At 62.9% G+C, this 17,715-nt stretch carries 14 protein-coding genes; 3 read left to right on the top strand and 11 right to left on the bottom strand.

Annotated elements, in window-relative coordinates; all coding sequences use genetic code 11:
* Entirely contained in the window at positions 1-2,277 is a 2,277-nt protein-coding gene (locus ACFWAD_RS10010) for a SulP family inorganic anion transporter (protein ID WP_378543257.1), read from the bottom strand.
* Positions 2,278-2,596: 319 nt separating this feature from the next.
* Between ACFWAD_RS10010 and mgrA the strand changes: the two genes are divergently transcribed.
* Entirely contained in the window at positions 2,597-3,628 is a 1,032-nt protein-coding gene (gene mgrA / locus ACFWAD_RS10005; RefSeq protein ID WP_378543255.1) for an L-glyceraldehyde 3-phosphate reductase, read from the top strand.
* A 13-nt stretch (positions 3,629-3,641) separates the two neighbouring features.
* Here mgrA and ppk2 read toward each other — a convergent pair whose 3' ends face one another.
* On the bottom strand, positions 3,642-4,607 hold the full coding sequence (gene ppk2 / locus ACFWAD_RS10000) for a polyphosphate kinase 2 (RefSeq protein ID WP_378543253.1): 966 nt from the start codon (positions 4,605-4,607) through the stop codon (positions 3,642-3,644).
* A gap of 210 nt (positions 4,608-4,817) precedes the next feature.
* On the opposite strand from ppk2, the gene ACFWAD_RS09995 reads away from it, so the two are divergent.
* Complete coding sequence (locus tag ACFWAD_RS09995; RefSeq protein WP_378532337.1) at positions 4,818-7,235, top strand: YbhN family protein; 2,418 nt, start codon at positions 4,818-4,820, stop codon at positions 7,233-7,235.
* A 24-nt stretch (positions 7,236-7,259) separates the two neighbouring features.
* Here ACFWAD_RS09995 and ACFWAD_RS09990 read toward each other — a convergent pair whose 3' ends face one another.
* From ACFWAD_RS09990 to ACFWAD_RS09975, 4 genes are all read right to left on the bottom strand, one after another.
* Positions 7,260-7,550: a hypothetical protein gene (locus tag ACFWAD_RS09990; protein WP_378543251.1), complete on the bottom strand. Its 291-nt coding sequence runs from the start codon at positions 7,548-7,550 to the stop codon at positions 7,260-7,262.
* Positions 7,551-7,561: 11 nt separating this feature from the next.
* On the bottom strand, positions 7,562-8,011 hold the full coding sequence (locus ACFWAD_RS09985; protein ID WP_378543844.1) for a flavin reductase family protein: 450 nt from the start codon (positions 8,009-8,011) through the stop codon (positions 7,562-7,564).
* Between the two features lie 49 nt (positions 8,012-8,060).
* Positions 8,061-9,227, bottom strand: a complete 1,167-nt coding sequence (locus ACFWAD_RS09980) for an LLM class flavin-dependent oxidoreductase (RefSeq protein WP_378543249.1) — start codon at positions 9,225-9,227, stop codon at positions 8,061-8,063.
* Between the two features lie 94 nt (positions 9,228-9,321).
* On the bottom strand, positions 9,322-10,131 hold the full coding sequence (locus tag ACFWAD_RS09975; RefSeq protein ID WP_378446266.1) for a response regulator transcription factor: 810 nt from the start codon (positions 10,129-10,131) through the stop codon (positions 9,322-9,324).
* Between the two features lie 85 nt (positions 10,132-10,216).
* Here ACFWAD_RS09975 and ACFWAD_RS09970 point away from each other — a divergent pair, with 85 nt between their 5' ends.
* Positions 10,217-11,428, top strand: a complete 1,212-nt coding sequence (locus ACFWAD_RS09970) for a low temperature requirement protein A (RefSeq protein WP_378543247.1) — start codon at positions 10,217-10,219, stop codon at positions 11,426-11,428.
* A 10-nt stretch (positions 11,429-11,438) separates the two neighbouring features.
* Here the strand turns inward: ACFWAD_RS09970 and ACFWAD_RS09965 are convergent, their stop codons facing one another.
* From ACFWAD_RS09965 to ACFWAD_RS09945, 5 genes are all read right to left on the bottom strand, one after another.
* A complete protein-coding gene (locus tag ACFWAD_RS09965; RefSeq protein ID WP_378543245.1) occupies positions 11,439-12,677 on the bottom strand; it encodes a GAF domain-containing protein in 1,239 nt (412 codons plus the stop codon).
* 105 nt (positions 12,678-12,782) lie between these two features.
* A complete protein-coding gene (lpdA, locus tag ACFWAD_RS09960) occupies positions 12,783-14,180 on the bottom strand; it encodes a dihydrolipoyl dehydrogenase (RefSeq protein WP_378543243.1) in 1,398 nt (465 codons plus the stop codon).
* A 6-nt stretch (positions 14,181-14,186) separates the two neighbouring features.
* Positions 14,187-15,704 (bottom strand): 2-oxo acid dehydrogenase subunit E2, encoded by a 1,518-nt coding sequence (locus ACFWAD_RS09955; RefSeq protein ID WP_378543241.1) that lies wholly within the window; start codon positions 15,702-15,704, stop codon positions 14,187-14,189.
* A 2-nt stretch (positions 15,705-15,706) separates the two neighbouring features.
* On the bottom strand, positions 15,707-16,756 hold the full coding sequence (locus ACFWAD_RS09950; protein ID WP_378543239.1) for an alpha-ketoacid dehydrogenase subunit beta: 1,050 nt from the start codon (positions 16,754-16,756) through the stop codon (positions 15,707-15,709).
* A gap of 10 nt (positions 16,757-16,766) precedes the next feature.
* Positions 16,767-17,690: a thiamine pyrophosphate-dependent dehydrogenase E1 component subunit alpha gene (locus ACFWAD_RS09945; RefSeq protein ID WP_378446540.1), complete on the bottom strand. Its 924-nt coding sequence runs from the start codon at positions 17,688-17,690 to the stop codon at positions 16,767-16,769.
* Positions 17,691-17,715: the final 25 nt, after the last annotated feature.

Here is a 17,715-nt window from a genome sequence, read left to right as displayed (position 1 = left end):
TCAGGTCTCGATCAGCTCACCGATCCCGGACGAAGTCACTTCGATGACCCGAGCCGATCCGATGTCGAAGAACAGCCCGGCGAGACGCAGGCGACCGTCGACGCGGGCTTGACCGACGAGAGGATGCCGTTCGAGAGTCTGCAATTGCACTGCAACATTGACCATTCCGAGCTGGTCGACCTCCGAGAAACCCGCCTCGGCGGCAGCGCGGGCGACCGGGTGGCCACTCGTGTAGGCCTGCAAACTCGTTTCGGCGTGACGCAGCCATTCCCCGATGGCCCCCGATTCCGACGAACTGTTGGTCAGGAGCGCTTGCATCGCTCCGCAGCCTGAATGTCCGCACACGATAACCGAACTGACACCCAACTCGTCGATCGCAAATGACAGTGCCGCTTCCACCGACGTATCGCGGCCACCGGCAGGAACCAGGTTTCCGACGTTGCGCACGGTGAAGAGGTCCCCTGGGCCACTGCTCGTGATGATGTTCGGCACCACTCGCGAGTCTGCGCAGGTAAGGAAAAGGGAGTCCGGATTCTGCCCGTCACGCAACTGATCCATGTGTGGCCGTATCGCTTCGGCGCGGTGGCGATGATAGTTGGACACCCCGTCGAGAATGGGCCGCAGCGCAGGCGGGCTGCTCAGATTCCTTCCCGAAGCCTGTGGTTGCCAACTCCCCCACGGAGCGAGCAAGCCTCGCAGGTCGGTGACTGCTGCGCCGCGCTTGGGCGGTCCGGTGGTCGCGCTCTCCATGCTCACCGATCCGACTTCGTCGATAGTCACCGACCCACTTGCCAACTCGTACTGCCTCGCCCACTCTTCGATGACGTCGAAGACGGCGTGGTCGAGAAAGTCGACGGACAACTCGACCGTGACGTCCGACCGCGGCGGAATGCCGGCGAGTACCGACGTGAGCTTGGGCAGCACGAGGAAGGTGCACGACCCCTCGACGAGCACCCGCCACTTCCCGGAATCCTTGTCACCCAACTCTTCTGCCGTGACCGATGCGCGAATGACACGCCACACCAGGAGGGCGATCGCCAGTGCCAATCCGATGAGTACGCCCTCGAGCAGGTTCAGGAACACGACTCCGACCACCGTGATGCCGTACACCCACAGGTCACCGGTCCGCCGCGCCAACCGAATGTGCGCCAACTTGACCAGTTGAATACCGATGACGATCAACAGACCGGCAAGTGCAGACTTCGGAATCTGCTGAACCAATCCGGCCAGCGCGGCCGAGAACAGCAGGATCCACAGGCCGTGCATGATCGACGACGCACGGGACTTCGCACCGGCTTCGACGTTGGTGGCGCTGCGCACGATCACTCCCGTGACGGGCAGCCCGCCGATCGCCCCTGACACCAAGTTCGCAGTACCTTGACCGAGCATCTCGCGGTCGAAATTCGAACGCGGGCCCGAGTGCATCTTGTCCACGGCCACAGCCGAGAGCAGACTCTCGACGCTGGCAATCAGGGCGATGGTCAGGATGCCGGTTGCGACGCCGAGCCACTGGCCGTCCGGCAGGGCAGGAAGTCCGATCGAGTCCAGCAGGGACCCGTCGAGAGCAATACGCTCGACGTCGATCGGCAGCACGAGTGAAGCGAGAGTTGCCAATACGATGCCGACCAACGCGGCCGGAACCTTTCGGACGCCCGCGGGAAGATAACGCCAGCCGAGAAGAGTGGCGACGACGACGAGCCCGATCATCAAGTCCTCGACGTGCAAGGCACCGATCTGCGCGGGCAACTGCCGTAGGTTGTCCAGCGCCGAACTGGCGGAGCTTCCGCCCAACAACACGTGAACCTGTTGTAGCGCAATGGTGATGCCGATACCGGCGAGCATCGCGTGCACCACCACCGGTGCAATAGCGAGTGCCGCACGGGCAATTCTGCTGAGCCCGAACACGATCTGCAGAAGACCGGCACCGACGGTGATCAAGCAGGTGACTTTCCACCCGAACTTGCCGATCAGTTCGGCGACCACCACGGTCAGGCCTGCCGCGGGACCACTTACTTGCAGCGGTGAACCTCCCACCGCTCCGGCCACCACTCCGCCGACGATGGCGGCGATCAGACCTGCCATGATCGGCGCCCCGGACGCGATCGCAATTCCCAGGGACAAGGGAAGCGCCACCAGGAAGACGACCAGCGACGCCGGCACGTCGTATCTGATCAGTTGCTCGAGATAGCGCCGGCTTCCACCACCCGGCGGAGACGAATCCCCTACGACGCTCTCGTCTGCCGGTGATTGTGTGTGCACTACGGACTGCGTCGACATAGATCTCCTCGCCGGACCCCGGATCCGGCTGCTGGGCAACATGTTCGAAGCGAATCGGCGATCGGTATCGCCGATCGACTGTGACCATCGTAACCGCGATTCCTTACCGTTCCCTTAGATGCGAACCCAGACGTGGTCGACGTCACCGCCGCCTGACACTGTGACTCGAACCTGAACGTCGGTCCAGAAGATCGATCGAATTACTTTAACCCGCAAGCATTTTGACTGAGACACCTCCCAGCGACCAGCACACCTGAGCGGCATCGGCGATAATGGGTAGACGCTCAACCGCAACCACAACGATGTGAAGGCAGGCACCATGTCCGATCAGTACGTCGCCGCGCAGAACCGCTACGAAGCCATGCCCTACCGCCGGACCGGCCGGAGCGGTCTCAAACTCCCGGCGATCTCGCTCGGCCTCTGGCACAACTTCGGCGACGACGTACCGATCGACAACCAGCGCGCAGTTCTGCGACGGGCGTTCGATCTCGGAATCACCCACTTCGATCTTGCCAACAACTACGGACCTCCGTACGGAAGCGCCGAGACGAACTTCGGCAGGATTCTGCGTGAGGATTTCTCTTCGTACCGCGAGGAATTGGTCATCTCGTCCAAGGCCGGCTGGGACATGTGGCCCGGCCCCTACGGATTCGGCGGTTCCCGCAAGTACTTGCTGTCGTCTCTCGATCAGTCGCTCGGTCGAATCGGAGTCGACTATGTCGACATCTTCTACAGCCATCGCCCCGACGCCGACACTCCGATCGACGAGACCGCAGGCGCCCTGATCAGTGCCGTCCAGCAGGGCAAGGCCCTGTACGCGGGTATCAGTTCGTATTCACCGGAGCGCACCCGTGAAATCGCCGCACTGCTCGCCGCTGCCGGGGTTCCCTTGTTGATCCACCAGCCGAGCTATTCGATGCTGAATCGGTGGATCGAGCAGGATCTGCTTTCGGCTGTCGACGATCTCGGAGTGGGCGTCATCGCGTTCTCACCGCTCGCGCAAGGCATGCTCACCGACCGGTACCTCAACGGTGTACCCGAGGATTCTCGTGCCGCCCAAGGCAAGTCACTCGACCCGTCGTGGCTGACCGACGACGCTCTCACCCACATTCGCGCACTCAACGATATCGCCGCAGCCCGCGGCCAGTCGCTGGCCCAGCTTGCACTGAGCTGGGCACTTCGCGATTCGCGGGTCACCTCGGTACTGATCGGTGCGTCCAGCGTCGCGCAGCTCGAAGCCAACGTCGGCGCGCTCGACAATCTCGAATTCAGTGCAGCCGAACTGGCCTCCATCGATCAGCACGCCAAGGACAGCGGTATCAATCTGTGGGCAGAGGCCAGCTCGATCTGAGTGAGAACTTCAGCTAGAGCGCAGGCAACTCCACGTTCACGTGCTCGCCCTCTTCGAATACCGCCGAGGCCGGCCCGACGATCAAGGGATCCGGAGTACCGACTGCCCGGTGATCCTTGTTGGGATAGTCGAAGCTGGCGAGCACGTGACGCATCGCTTCGAGGCGGGCGCGCTTCTTGTCGTTGCTCTTGATCACCGTCCAGGGCGCATCCCCGGTGTCGGTGTAGAAGAACATCGCTTCCTTGGCCTGGGTGTAGTCGTCCCATTTGTCGAGCGAGGCCAGGTCGGTCGGTGAGAGCTTCCACTGACGCACCGGGTCCGTTCGACGGGCGGCGAACCGCGCCAACTGCTCTTCGCGGCTGACCGAGAACCACAGCTTGTGCAGATGAATCCCGGAGTTGACGAGCATCCGCTCGAAGTCCGGGGTCTCTCTCATGAACTCGAGATACTGCGTCGGCGTGCAGTAACCCATCACTCGTTCGACACCGGCGCGGTTGTACCAGGACCGGTCCATCAGCACGATCTCGCCGCCGCTCGGCAGGTGTGCGACATAGCGTTGGAAATACCACTGCGTTCGCTCGATGTCTGTGGGCTTCTCGAGCGCGACGACGCGGGCACCACGAGGATTGAGATGCTCGGTGAACCTCTTGATCGAGCCGCCCTTTCCGGCAGCATCACGGCCTTCGAAGATGATGAGCACCTTCTGCCCGGTTTCCTTGACCCACAGCTGCAGTTTGAGCAGCTCGATCTGCAGGCGCCGCTTCTTCCGCTCGTACTCGCGACGCGACATCTTCTTCTCGTAGGGGTAACCCTGCTTCCAGGCATCCGCGAACTCCGAAGGCTCCAGCCCGCCGAGCTTGTGCTTGAGACTCGAGAGCTCGTCGATCTCGGCCGCGTAGTCCTCGGTGACGGAAATTCTGGTCGACGGAGTCGGCAGGTCAGGAACCCGACCGTCCACACCGCTGGCGTCGGGGCTCATGAATACGCACTCCCTGTCGTCGAAATGAACGAACGTCCGGAAAGTGAATTTTACGCGCCGAAGCCCGCCGCCGCGGGGCCGAAGCGAATGTTGCTTGGCATCGAGGAGGTAACGACAGGTCCGGCTTCCCAGTCGCCGAACCCCCACGCGGTACCTTGATCGAGGTAACTGAGACGGTCGGTAACCCCGAGAGAAGAGAGTTCTGGCGAGATGCGAGTAGACGGACGGGAGATCCCGGTAACGGGAAGTCTCCTGCCACCACTGCACCGCCGTACGAGCGACATCATGCGGGTCGCTATCGCTGCCGTGCTGCTCGGCGGCGTCATCGCGGGATCTCTGATCACTCGAAGTCAGTGGGACGCCCTCGAAACGTCGGTGTCCAACATCGTCGGCGTTCTGTCGCCGAGCCTGTCCGACACTGTGTACCTGCTCTACGGCATCGCAATTCTGGCGCTACCGTTCGCCATTCTGATCGGACTGATTGTCGGGCGCCGATGGAAGTTGCTGGCCGGATACGCCGCCGCCGGCCTGTGCGCCGGTGTCGCGCTCTCCTTCACCGGAACGGGCCTCGCCGCGCCCAAGTGGCACCTCGACGTCCCGGACAGACTCGACGCCACGTTCCTGTCTCAATTCCTCGACGATCCACGATGGATCGCGATGCTCGCGGCGGTGCTCACCGTCTCGGGCCCGTGGCTTCCGAAAAAGTGGCGACGCGCCTGGTGGACCCTGCTTCTGCTCTTTGCTCCCATTCATCTGATCGTCAGCTCGATCGTTCCCGCCCGCTCGATGCTCGGTCTCGCGGTCGGCTATCTGATCGGCGCTGTGATCGTTCTGGTCGTCGGCACACCAGCCCTCGAAGTGCCGCTGGACTCGGCAGTGCGCGTACTCGCGCGGCGTGGTTACCGGGTCACCACTTTCCGCGTCGTGAGCCCTTCCGGAATCGGGCCTCTCGTCATGTCCGCAGCCATCGACAAAGCACCGGACGACGAACCCTTCGACGAATTGATCGTCGAGTTGTACGGACAGAACCAGCGAAGCAGCGGAGCAATTCGACAGACCTTCCGCTGGATCTCGTTCCGGAACCGGGAAACTCCTCCGCCCTACGGATCGCTTCGTCGTGCCGTCGAACACCGGGCGCTCATGGGTATCGCGTTCGCCGACATCGGACTGGCCAGCTCCAAAGCCGTCGCCATCTCGGTCCTCGATCGCGGATGGGAAATGTACGCGCGCCCGAGTCCGCGCGGTATCCCCCTGGCCGTCGCCGTCGAGAATCAGGCGGGCGAGGAAGAATCCACCAAACTGATCGACGCGCTGTGGCAAACACTGCATACCGCTCATGTGCACCAGATGGCGCACGGTGACCTACGCGCTTCCGAGATTCGCGTCGAAGGCGGAACCATCCTCTTCGGTGGATACGCGTACTCCGAATTCGGCGCGACCGAAGTGCAGATGCAGTCCGACAACGCCCAGCTTCTTTTCGCCACCGCATCACTGTTCGGCGTCGACGCAGCAGTGGACGCCGCGATTCGCGCGCAAGGCGCAGACACGATCCTCGCCGCGTCGGGCCGATTGACCACTGCGGCGTTGCCCAACCGCATTCGGCGGACCGTCGCGGATTCCGCGAAACTGATGACCGAGATCCGAGACGAGGTCGGTGCGAAGAACGGGATCGAGAAGGTCGCTCCCGCGCAGGTCACCCGGTTCAGTCGCAATCAACTCATCCAGCTCGTGCTGCTCATCGGTCTGGTCTACGTCGCCTATCCGTTCATCAGCCAGGTACCGGCATTCATCACCGAACTGAAGACAGCCAACTGGTGGTGGGCGCTGCTCGGCCTCGGCGTCTCCGCACTGACGTACGTCGGTGCAGCAGCGGCCCTGTGGGCGTGCGCGTCGTCGATGGTCAGCTACCGCAACCTCCTGATCATGCAGGTGGCCAACACCTTTGCGGCGACGACAACTCCCGCCGGCGTCGGCGGGCTCGCTCTGAGTGTGCGGTTCCTGCAGAAGGGCGGGCTCGGTACCGTCCGCGCAACGGCCGCTGTGGCGCTTCAGCAGACGGTTCAGGTGGTCACCCACGTCGGGTTGCTGATCTTCTTCTCGGTCGTCGCCGGACGCGATACGAATCTCTCGCACTTCATCCCGGGATCCACGGTTCTGTATCTGGCGGGCGGAGTCGCGCTCGGAGTTCTCGGCGCATTCATGTTCATCCCGAAGCTCCGTGGGTGGCTGCGCGACGATCTGCGTCCTCAGATCACCGAAGTGTTGGGTGAACTGAGCCAGCTCGCGCGAAACCCCACGCGTTTCCTCATCATCGTCGGCGGCAGCGCCGCAACCACTCTGGGTGCCGCTCTGGCGCTGTGGGCGAGCGTCGAAGCATTCGGCGGCGGAACGACGTTCATCACCGTCACCATCGTGACGATGATCGGCGGCACGCTGGCCTCGGCAGCTCCGACACCGGGTGGCGTCGGAGCCGTCGAGGCCGCCCTCATCGGCGGTCTGTCCGCATTCGGACTGCCGGCAAGCATCGCGGTTCCGTCGGTCCTGCTCTACCGAGTACTGACCTGCTGGCTCCCGGTGTTCTGCGGTTGGCCGACGCTGCGATGGCTGCAGAAGAACGACATGGTCTGAGCCGTTCCCCTTTTACTGCCGGTTTTACTGCCGACGAACGACGTGCGCCTGCAGCGCTTCTCCGTCCTCGTCGACCCAGCCTTTGCTCTGCGCGTAATCGACCATCGCGGCAACACCTTCGACGTCCGTGGTGCTCTCGCGTACACGGGCCACCGAGACGAAAGCACTACCACCGCTGACGTATCCGTAATCTCGAACGCGCAACAGCTCGTCCAGTTCGGAATCGGAGATGTCGGTAGTCACCTCGACGTGGAAGTCATTCAGATTCTCGCCGTCATGGATGCTGACGCGGCCGTCGTCCACCAATACATACATGGCTCTCCTTCCTAGAGCACTGACGTCGGTGCGTGCGTACCGAATGCACGCCGGTGGTAGGTCAGTGGATTCGACTCGCGGTGCTCGACCTCGTCCACCGATCCTGTCACGATCTTGTGATCACCACCGTCCACGACGGCATCAACGGTGCACACGATCCAGATGGATACGTCCGGCAGTCTCGGAACACCGAGATGCTCCGCCCACTCGACACCGTCGAACTTCGCACGGCCCTTCCTCGCAAAGGCAACCGCCAGTGAGCTTTGCGCGGTCCCGAGGACATTGATCGCGAACCTCCGCGTTCCTTCGATGAGGCCGAGAACTTCCGACTGTCGATCCAGAGCCACCGCGGTCATCGGCGGGTCCATCGACAACGACATGAATGCGCTGACCGTCGTGCCGTGCGGCCGGTCGCCGTCCATTGCCGTGATGACGGCGACCGGTGAGCACACGTGCGCCATGGCTTCTCGAAAACGCAACGCCCGATTGCCCTGTGGATCGTTCACGACGTCAGCCCTTGTCTGCCAACTCTTGTGCGTACTTCTTCGTCATGTGGTCGACGGCGTCGAGTTGCGCCTTGGCATGCCCCTCCCGGACGGCCCGAGCGTGAGCTGCCGCATCGAGCGTCGCCTGCGCCTGCCCTTGGAAATGCGGAAAGACCTCCTGCGCGAACAACTCTGCCGAACGTCGGGTGTCCTGCGGGTTCGCCCAATCGTGACCCATCTGCAGCATGCAGCCGAAACCACCGGACTGATCCCACAGCCGTTGTACCTGACGCCTGGCCTGCTCCGGTGTGCCGATGACACCGATCCCGGCTTCGTTGATGAAGTCGATCATCTCGCTCAGGCGCGCACCGGAGACCGCCATCTGCGGGAAGGCCGCGACGTGCTGGAAGTAGTCGAACCACTCCTCGATGCCGTATTCCACTTGCTTGCGTGCTTCCGCTTCGGTTTCGGCGATGTGAAAAGGCCCGGCGAGAGACCACCGTCGGCGATCCACCGTCGTGCCGTTGACCTCCGCGCGCTCCTCCATCACATTCCAGTGGTGCGCCAAGGCGTCGAAACCGTCGGCGGACAACGTTGCTCCGATGGAGAGCAGCCCCAGACCGTGCCTACCGGCCAGGCGAGGACCAGTCGGGGAAGCCACTGCGGCAACGGTGATTTCGATGCCGTTCTCCGAGTACGGAGCGAGTTGTAGCTTGGCGTCGTACAACTCGTGAGTTCGGGTCTTCGCGGAAACCGTCTCGCCACGAAGGAGGCGTACGACGATGTCGAGGTTCTCCTGCAACAACTCTCGGGTGTCGGTCGGGTTCAAACCGATCATCGCCGAGTCGGTGGGCAACGAACCGGGCCCGACTCCGAAGATGGTGCGGCCCTGAGTCAGGTGGTCCAACTGCATGATTCGATCCGCTGCCCACAGCGGGTTGTGATACGACAGCGACGTGACACCCGTGCCGAAACGAATCCGCGGTGCGCGCTGCGAGGCTGCAGCGATCATGATTTCCGGCGACGCGATGATCTCGCTTCCGGCAGAGTGATGCTCACCGAACCACGCCTCGTCGTAGCCCAACCGGTCGAGGTGCTCGACCAGTTCGAGATCGCGCTGCAGTGCGGCGGTGGGATTGCGTCCGGGGACGTGGAACGGTGCCATGAAATACCCGAAACGAAGCCTGCTCATGAGTTCTCCTAGTGCTGTGGGCCAACTCCTGGCCGTGCACCGGAAACGCTATCCGCGACGTGACCGTGGTCACAGTGCACGAAAGTGGACAATCTCAGACCCGCTGATCGGCGAGTTTCTGCTCGTAGACCAACTTCACGAACTCGGCACGGTTACGTACGTGCAAAACGGCAAGGATGCGGCTGACGTACTTCTTCACCGTGTCCGGACTGAGCGACAAGATCACCGCAATTTCGTCGTTGGTATGACCGTCCGCCAACAGCTCCGCGAGATCGATCTGCCTGGGCGTCAGCTTCTCTCGCCATCCCGGCTCGCGCTGACCGGGAAGTGTTTGACACAGCAGCGACAATTGCCTGCCCACAATGCCCAATCCTGCGATGTCGCGCCCTGAAAGATCCTTGCCTTCGGAATCGAAGATCCCCACCAGACCGTGACCACCGTGGGCCAGCTGGAGATGCATCACCGACGCGCTGTGCAGTCGTTTGCGATAGAGAAAATCCCGCAGGTAGGTCGCCGACTGCGAAGGGACGTCGGCCAACTGGGTGTGCGTGATCGCCGGGGAGGACAACAGCGTCGCCCGTGATTGCGCCGTCGCAAAGACGTCGTCGAGGTACCAATGCGCTTGGTACTCGTCGAGGATCGGCGTGATCCGCCCGGTCGTCACCGGATTCGGATCGGCGAACGCTGTCGTGAAGGTAGGACCGGCGAGGAATGTGGTGTTGGGGCAGCCGTAGTGATCATGCAAGGCCACCATGAGGAGGTTCTTGAGCTGATCGAGCGTTCTCGCCGCCGAGCAGTAGTCGAGGATCGCGAAAACACGGTCGTAGTCCGTCGCAGACAAAGCCACGTCGCCGCCACCACGCACGTCTACCACCTCACCGGAACTATGATCCAGATCACTCACCGAACAGCATAGGCACTGCGCTCGCGAAACGGACAGGTTCCGCCCCTACCTGCACTGTTGACGTCGATACCGGATACTGACCCCTATGTCGGAACTCGGAAAAGAACCAGACGAGAAGCAGAAGGCAGTTCTGGAGCGGCACGCCTCATGGATCGAATTGTTCTTCGACCTCGTCGTGGTTGCCGGCATCGGTCAGCTCGCTCACCTGCTCCACGGTTCACCGTCCTGGTCGGATGTCGGGCTCTACGCCTTGCTCTACCTCGCGTTCTGGACCGCGTGGGCGACGTTCACGATGTACGGCAACGTTGCCGGCGACCGCGTCCGAATTCCGAGCATGCTGATCGCCATGTTCGGGCTGGCCGTCATGATGGCGGCAGTGGCCGGCATCCACGACAACCATGCGCTGGCCTTCGCTGTCGCCTACGTAGCCGTACGTCTGCTGGCTAGTCGCGTGTGGCACAACGGTCAGATCGTCGTCGACTGGCCGATCGCCCAGATGTCACTTGGTGTGATTCCGTGGATCGTCTCGTTCTGGTTCGAGGGAGACACCCGCTTCTGGCTCTGGACTGCAGGTGTCACCATCGACCTACTGATCATGTTCGTCGTCTCCGGCAGCGCGATCATGGAAGACGCTCAGGAAAAGCTCGACCGCATCATCAAGGTCCGCGGGTTCAAGGACGACCGAATGCCGGAACTCGAAGCCCTGCACTCCGATCGGGCCCACCTTGCCGAGCGCTTGGGCCTGTACGTCATCATCGTGCTCGGCGAGGGCGTGATTCTCGTGATTTCTGCGGCCTCGAAGCTCACCTGGGACTCGACGGTGGTCAGCCTCGCCGTCGGATCGTTTGTCCTGCTCTCGGGCATGTGGGCGCTCTCGCTTCTCTACGGCCACGCCGGTGTTCCGCACCTGCAGGCCGAGAAGTTTCCCGCTCGCATCGACATGGCCCTGCACTGTTTCACCACCGGGGCGATCGCAGTTCTGGTCGCGGGCCTCGGGGCGGCCACCGAACACGGCGCGGAACACACGCCCGCGAACCTGCGGTGGTTGTTGTGCGGAAGCATCGCAGTCTATTTCGGTATCAGCACCGTGGCCGGATTGTTTGCGCGAACGGATCGACGGTGGCTGCTCGGCTGGGCACTCCCCTGCACTGCAATCCCCATCATCATGGGCATCGTCGGCACGCATATGAGCGCTACGTGGATCATCTGGGTGCTGGTGGCCACCGTGACCTGGCAGAACGGCTACGAGTACGCGCAGGTGAGGCGTTCGCGCCGCTCTGCTGTGCGCCTTTATTAACCCCCCGCGGTTAATAAAGGCGCACAGCAGGGAGGGTTTTTACCCGCACCGCCGGGTCGTAGCGATAGGGCTGCGCCAAGAGGATTCCGGCCAATCGTTTACGCAACCTCGACATCTCGGCCCGGACGGTCACCGTCTTGCGCGGATCGCCGAACAGCTGTGAGGCGAGCTGCGAGGCCGTGAGGCCCTCGGACGTCTGCGTCAGAGCGAGAAGGATCTGCGAATGGCGCGGGCTGAGGTCGATACTCCAACTCCCCATGGCCGAGGAGTACCGCAGTTCCATCGCATTGGGATCTCGCAGGTCCAATTCAACTTCGGCACAGACAGTTCCGGACGCCGGGTTCACCTGAGGACGGATGAGCCAACCACCCGGAAGCGGCTCGCACATACATAATCCGAGCGACGGGAGCCAATGCTCGCCGCTGCTCATCACTTTCGGCAGCGCAATGCGGTAGATCGGCGCCATCGAATCCACGGCCGCGACCCAGCCACCACGGTCCACGACCACTGTCGGCTGACTCGCGCGAGCCAGTGTCGACGCCGAGATCATCCGGAGCTGATCCAATCCGATTCGATGCTTCTCCCGCAGTGCGGATTCCGCCAGCCTGGCCACACTGTCAACCAGTGCGAGGGTCGAAGGGTGGACCGTGTCTGCTGCGCCGGCGACGTTGACGACGGCGATGGCCCGGCGACTACGCGGATCCCGAACCGTCGCTCCGGAGCAGGTCCACGGATGCTGCGAGCGTGAGTAGTGCTCGGCCGAGAACACCTGCACTGCCGAACCTGATGCCAAGGAGGTGCCGATCCCGTTGGTACCGACAGCTTCCTCGGTCCACGACGCACCCTCGATCATCCCGAGCCGTTCGGCCCGATCCAGCATTCGACTGGGCCCGTGTCGCCAAAGGATCCGCCCGTGGCGGTCGGCCACCACGATCAGATTCGCGTCGCCTGGGCCGACGAGTGGCGCCAGACCGTGCACCGCCTCGTCGAAGATCTCCGTCATGCCGGCGGCGCGTCGGCCCTCTTCGATCTCGGATTCGCGGCCCGTCTTGGTGATCGAGCACCGCTCCGGATCAACTCCGAGCGCACGCAGACGCGACCACGAATTCGCGATGACGGAGCGCGGACGCGCAGGCGGCTTGCGCCCCGACATCGTTGCTTCGTACACGGATTCGAGAACACGTGCGTACTGCGCCGGGTCTTCACCACTACCCAGGGCCGGTTCGAGTCGATTCGTTGCGCCGATCACACTCCAGTCCTATGCGACGGGGTCACCGAAAGCGAGCGTTGCACCCGGTTGCAGAGTTGTCCGCGTGCGTGAACGTAGGACGGCGTTCACGCACGCGGACTGTGCTCACGCGTTGAGGGGTCTCCCCAGCGCCGAGAGCACCGACTCGTGCATTGCCTCCGAGAGCGTCGGATGAGCAAACACGACCTCGGCGAGATCCTCGCCGGTGGCTTCGAGGGATCTGGCGATTCCGAACCCCTGAATCTGCTCGGTCACGTCCGGACCGACCATGTGCGCGCCGAGCAGTTCCCCGGTATCGGCGTCGAAGATCGTCTTGACGAAGCCTTCGGCCTCACCGATCGCCAATGCCTTGCCGTTCGCCTGCAGGTCGAAGTGCCCGACGCGCAACGTGCGATCAGAGTCGGCGCATTGCTTCTCCGTCAGACCGAGACTCGCTACCTGAGGGCGGGCATAAGTGCAACCAGGAACGTAGTCACGATCGAGCGGGTGAACATCGGGCACGCCGGCTAGCTTTTCGACGCACAGGACGGCTTCGTGACTTGCCTTGTGCGCCAGACACGGAGCGCCCGCGACGTCGCCGATGGCGTAGATCCCGAAAGCACTGGTGCGGCACCACTCGTCGGTGACGATCGCACCGCGCTCGATCTCGACACCCACGGCTTCCAACCCGAGATCCTCGACGTTGCCGGTAATTCCGGCCGCCACCAAAACCCGGTCCACGGTCAACGCGTGGACACCGTTGCTCGTCTGCACATTCACCTCGACGGCGTCGGCGCCGACGGTTACCGCCGACACCGAGGCTCCGGTGTGAATCGTGATGCCCCGCTTCTCGAACTGCTTGCGAACGAAGCCGGAGATCTCCTCGTCCTCGACCGGCATGATGTGCGGTGCCATCTCCACGATGGTCACCTCGGTTCCGAGATCGCGGTACAGGCTGGCGAATTCGACTCCGATCGCGCCGGACCCGATCACGAGCAGCGACTTCGGCAGTTCATTCGGGACGAGTGCGTCGAAGTAGGTCCACACCCGGTCGCCGTCCGGAGCGACACCGGGAATCGAGCGCGGCCGGGCGCCGGTCGCAATGATCACGTGGTCGGCTCGATACGTCCGACCTTCCACGGATACGACGCCCTTGTCCACCAACTTCGCAGTGCCGGAGATGACGTCGACGCCGTTCTTCTTCATCAGATAGGCAACACCGCCGGACAACCGCTCCGAAACGCCACGGCTGAACGCCACCAACTTCGAGATGTCGAATTCAACAGACGCCGAACTGAATCCGTATGTGTCGAGTTCGCTCAAGGTATGCGCGACGTCAGCGCCGTGAAGCATTGCCTTGGTGGGGATACAGCCCCAGTTGAGGCAGATACCACCGAGGCGATCACGTTCGACCAGCGCAACGCTCAACCCCAACTGGGCAGCCCGGATCGCCGCAACGTACCCACCCGGGCCGCCGCCGATGACAAGAACGTCGTACTTCTGAGACGTATTGCTTTCCACCACAGCCCCTTACACCAACATCAGCGCGGGAGAAGCAACAAAGCGCTGGAGTTCGCGAAGGAAGGTCGCACCCAACGCTCCGTCGATCACCCTGTGATCGCACGAGAGGGTCACGGTCATCAGTGTCCGAACCGAGACGGTGTCGCCGACCACCACGGCCCGCTTCTCCCCCGCACCAACGGCGAGGATCGCACCCTGGGGCGGATTGATGATCGCGTCGAAGGCCTTGATCCCGAACATACCGAGGTTGGACACCGTGAAGGTTCCACCCTGGAATTCTTCGGGACGGAGTTTGCCGGTCTTCGCCTTGGTGGCCAACGAGAGCACCTCACCGGAGATGTCCGCCAACGACTTGGTGTTCGCACTGCGCACGATGGGCGTGATCAGCCCGGTCGGAAGTGCCACTGCCACCGAGACATCCGCCGACGCGAATCGAAGAACCGATTCGTTCGCAGCATCGAACTGGACGTTCACGTCCGGCACCTTCATCAGCGCGGCGGCGCAGGCTTTCACGATGAAGTCGTTGACCGACGACTTGACCGCCGGGACGGTCGAATTGATCTCCTTGCGCAGAGCGAGGAGCGCATCGAGCTCGAGATCCGCCGAGAGCCGCAAATGGGGAGCCTGCTGCTTGGACGCCTGCAACCTACCGGCGATTGCCGATCGCATGGGTGTGAAAGGAACTGTGTCGTAATCGGGTTCGACGGCAACGGTTCCCGTCTTCGCCGCCGCATCAGGTAGGAGCTGCGCGGAACGGGCGGCGTCGTGCACGTCGGCGACGCAGACGCGCCCCCTCGAGCCCGTCGGACGACAGTCGTGCAAATTGACACCCAGCGATTGCGCAGTTCTGCGTGCGACCGGGGTGGCCGGTACGGCGCTGTCATCGACAGTCGATCGCAGCGGAAGTCCGGATCTCGTGGCCGGCACTACCGGCGCAACAGTGCCACCGGCGTCACGAATCGCGTCGTCGATGTCTCGGACACTGATCCGTCCGAGTGGGCCAGTACCCACCACGGCGGCGAGATCGATTCCGAGTGCTTCGGCACGTCGGAGTGCGCGAGGACTGGCAAACACGTCACTCTGAGTCGTGCCCTGCAGAACGCTCGGTACGACGGTGGAGCCGGTTGGTGCAGGTTTCGGCGCAACAACCACCTTCGCAGCCGGCGTCGGCAGGGGTGTCGCGGGAGCCGCCGGCGCGGCAGCTGGTGACGGTGACGGCTCTTCCGGCGGCGCGGTTGCGCCGCGGGCGGCGAGGAACTGCTCGATCTCCTCATCCGTCGTGGACGCGTCGGCGGACACACCGATCACGGCACCGACGGGCAGAGTCTGCCCAGGTGTGCCGACGATCTTGCGGAGAACACCGTCGAACGGCGCCTCCAGCTCGTTGGTGATCTTGCTGGTCTCGATCTCACAGATCAATTGGCCCTTGGTGAACGACTCGCCTTCCCCGATGAGCCAGGCGTTGACCAACCCCTCCTCCATGGAGAGCCCCCACTTGGGTATGTCGATAGCTTTGATATCCGCCATGATCAGGCTCTCACCAGCTTGCGAACCGACTCTTCGATCCGCGCCGCGTCAGGCAGCCAGGCAGTTTCGAGGGTCGGTGAGAACGGAACCGGCGTGTGCGGCGGCGTGATCAGTTCGATCGGCGCTTTCAGGTAGTTGAAACCCTTGGTGGCGATCAACGCGGCCACGTCGTGCCCGAAGCCGCAGCGGGCGGCGGATTCGTCGACGATCACGACCCTTCCGGTCGACGCGACGGATTCGAGAATGCCATCCTCGTCCAATGGGGAGACGGTACGAGGATCGACGACCTCCACCGAAATACCCTCTGCTGCCAGCTTGTCCGCTACGTCGTTGGCGCGGTTCACCATCGCGGACAAAGCAATGATCGTGACGTCGTCGCCCTGCCTGGTGTAGTTGGCGACGCCGAACGGAATCGCGTAGGGCTCGTCCGGCACTTCGCCCTTGAGGTCGTAGAGAACCTTGTGCTCACAGAAGACGACGGGGTCGTCGTCCCGGATAGCTTGGATGAGAAGCCCTTTGGCGTCGTACGCGTTGGACGGAGCGACCACCTTCAGACCAGGCACCGCAGCGAACACGTTGTACGGGGACTGAGAATGCTGTGCAGCGGCGGAGAATCCTGCGCCGATCATGCCTCGCACCACCAGCGGAGTTCTGGCCTTGCCACCGAACATGTAGCGAAACTTGGCAGCCTGGTTGTAGAGCGCGTCGTAGGAAACTCCGAAGAAGTCCATGAACATCAACTCGGCGACCGGCCGAAGTCCGGTCAGTGCGGCTCCGGCAGCCATTCCGATGATCGCGGATTCGGTGATCGGGGTGTCGATCACACGCTCCGATCCGAACTCCGTCCACAGGCCCTTGGTGACACCGAGGACACCGCCGAACGCCTCGATCTTCTTCGTCTCCAGATCGGGATTGGTACCGGCATGCCCGCCGCGTACGTCCTCACCGATGAGGACGACGCTCGGATCTCGTTGCATCTCTTGGGCGATGGCCTCTTTGACGGCCTCGCGGTAAGTCTTCTTCGACACGTTCTTGGTTTCCACGCTTGTCATCTCGGGCTCCTCAGTACGACACGTAGACATCGGTCAGCAGATTCTCGACGGGTGGATACGCCGCGGCGCGCGCCTTCGCTACCGCCTCGTCCACCAACACTCGCGACTGCTCGTCCACCGCGTCAAGATCAGCGAAGCTGACCTTCTTCGCGTCGACACTGCTACGGAAGTTCTTGAGCGGATCTTTGGTTTCCCGCAGTTGCGCAACCTGTTCCGCCGTGCGGTACAGCTGCGCATCGCCCTCGAAGTGGCCGTGCCAACGGAATGCCGCCGCCTCGATCGTGGTGGGGCCACCGCCCGTCCTGGCACGCTCGGATGCTTCTGCCATTGCGTCGTAGACCGCGAAGAAGTCGGTGCCGTCCACCTTGACGGCAGGCATGCCGAAGGATGCGGCGCGCGCGGCGATGTCGGGTGCACCGACGGCGTAGTCGGTTCCGGTGGCCTCACCGAATCCGTTGTTCTCGATCACGAAGACGATCGGAAGATCCAGCACCACAGCCATGTTCATCGCCTCGAAGACGGTTCCCTGGTTGGATCCACCGTCACCTGTGAACGAGGCTGCGATGACTCCGTTTCCGAGGGTCTTACCACTCAGTGCTGCACCGATCGCCAACGACGGTGCGCCGCCGACAATCGCGTTGGCGCCGAGCATTCCCACGGACAGGTCGGCGATGTGCATCGAACCGCCCTTGCCGCGACACAGGCCGTCGTCCTTGCCGAAGATCTCCGCCATCATTCCGTTGAGGTCACAGCCCTTGGCAATGCAGTGCCCGTGACCGCGGTGTGTGGATCCGATGTAGTCGGCGTCGCTGAGGTTCTCGCACACTCCGACGGCGATGGCTTCCTGGCCCGAGTAGAGGTGAATGAAGCCGGGGATGTCGCCGGTTGCATTCTCTTCGTGCAAGCGATCCTCGAAGGCACGGATACGTGACATCTTCTCGTACGCCTTCAGCAATGCT

Origin of the sequence: Rhodococcus sp. NPDC059969 (assembly GCF_042738325.1) — a bacterium.
In the GTDB taxonomy this organism is placed as follows: Bacteria; Actinomycetota; Actinomycetes; order Mycobacteriales; family Mycobacteriaceae; genus Rhodococcus_F.
This window is presented reverse-complemented; position numbering and strand designations above follow the sequence as displayed.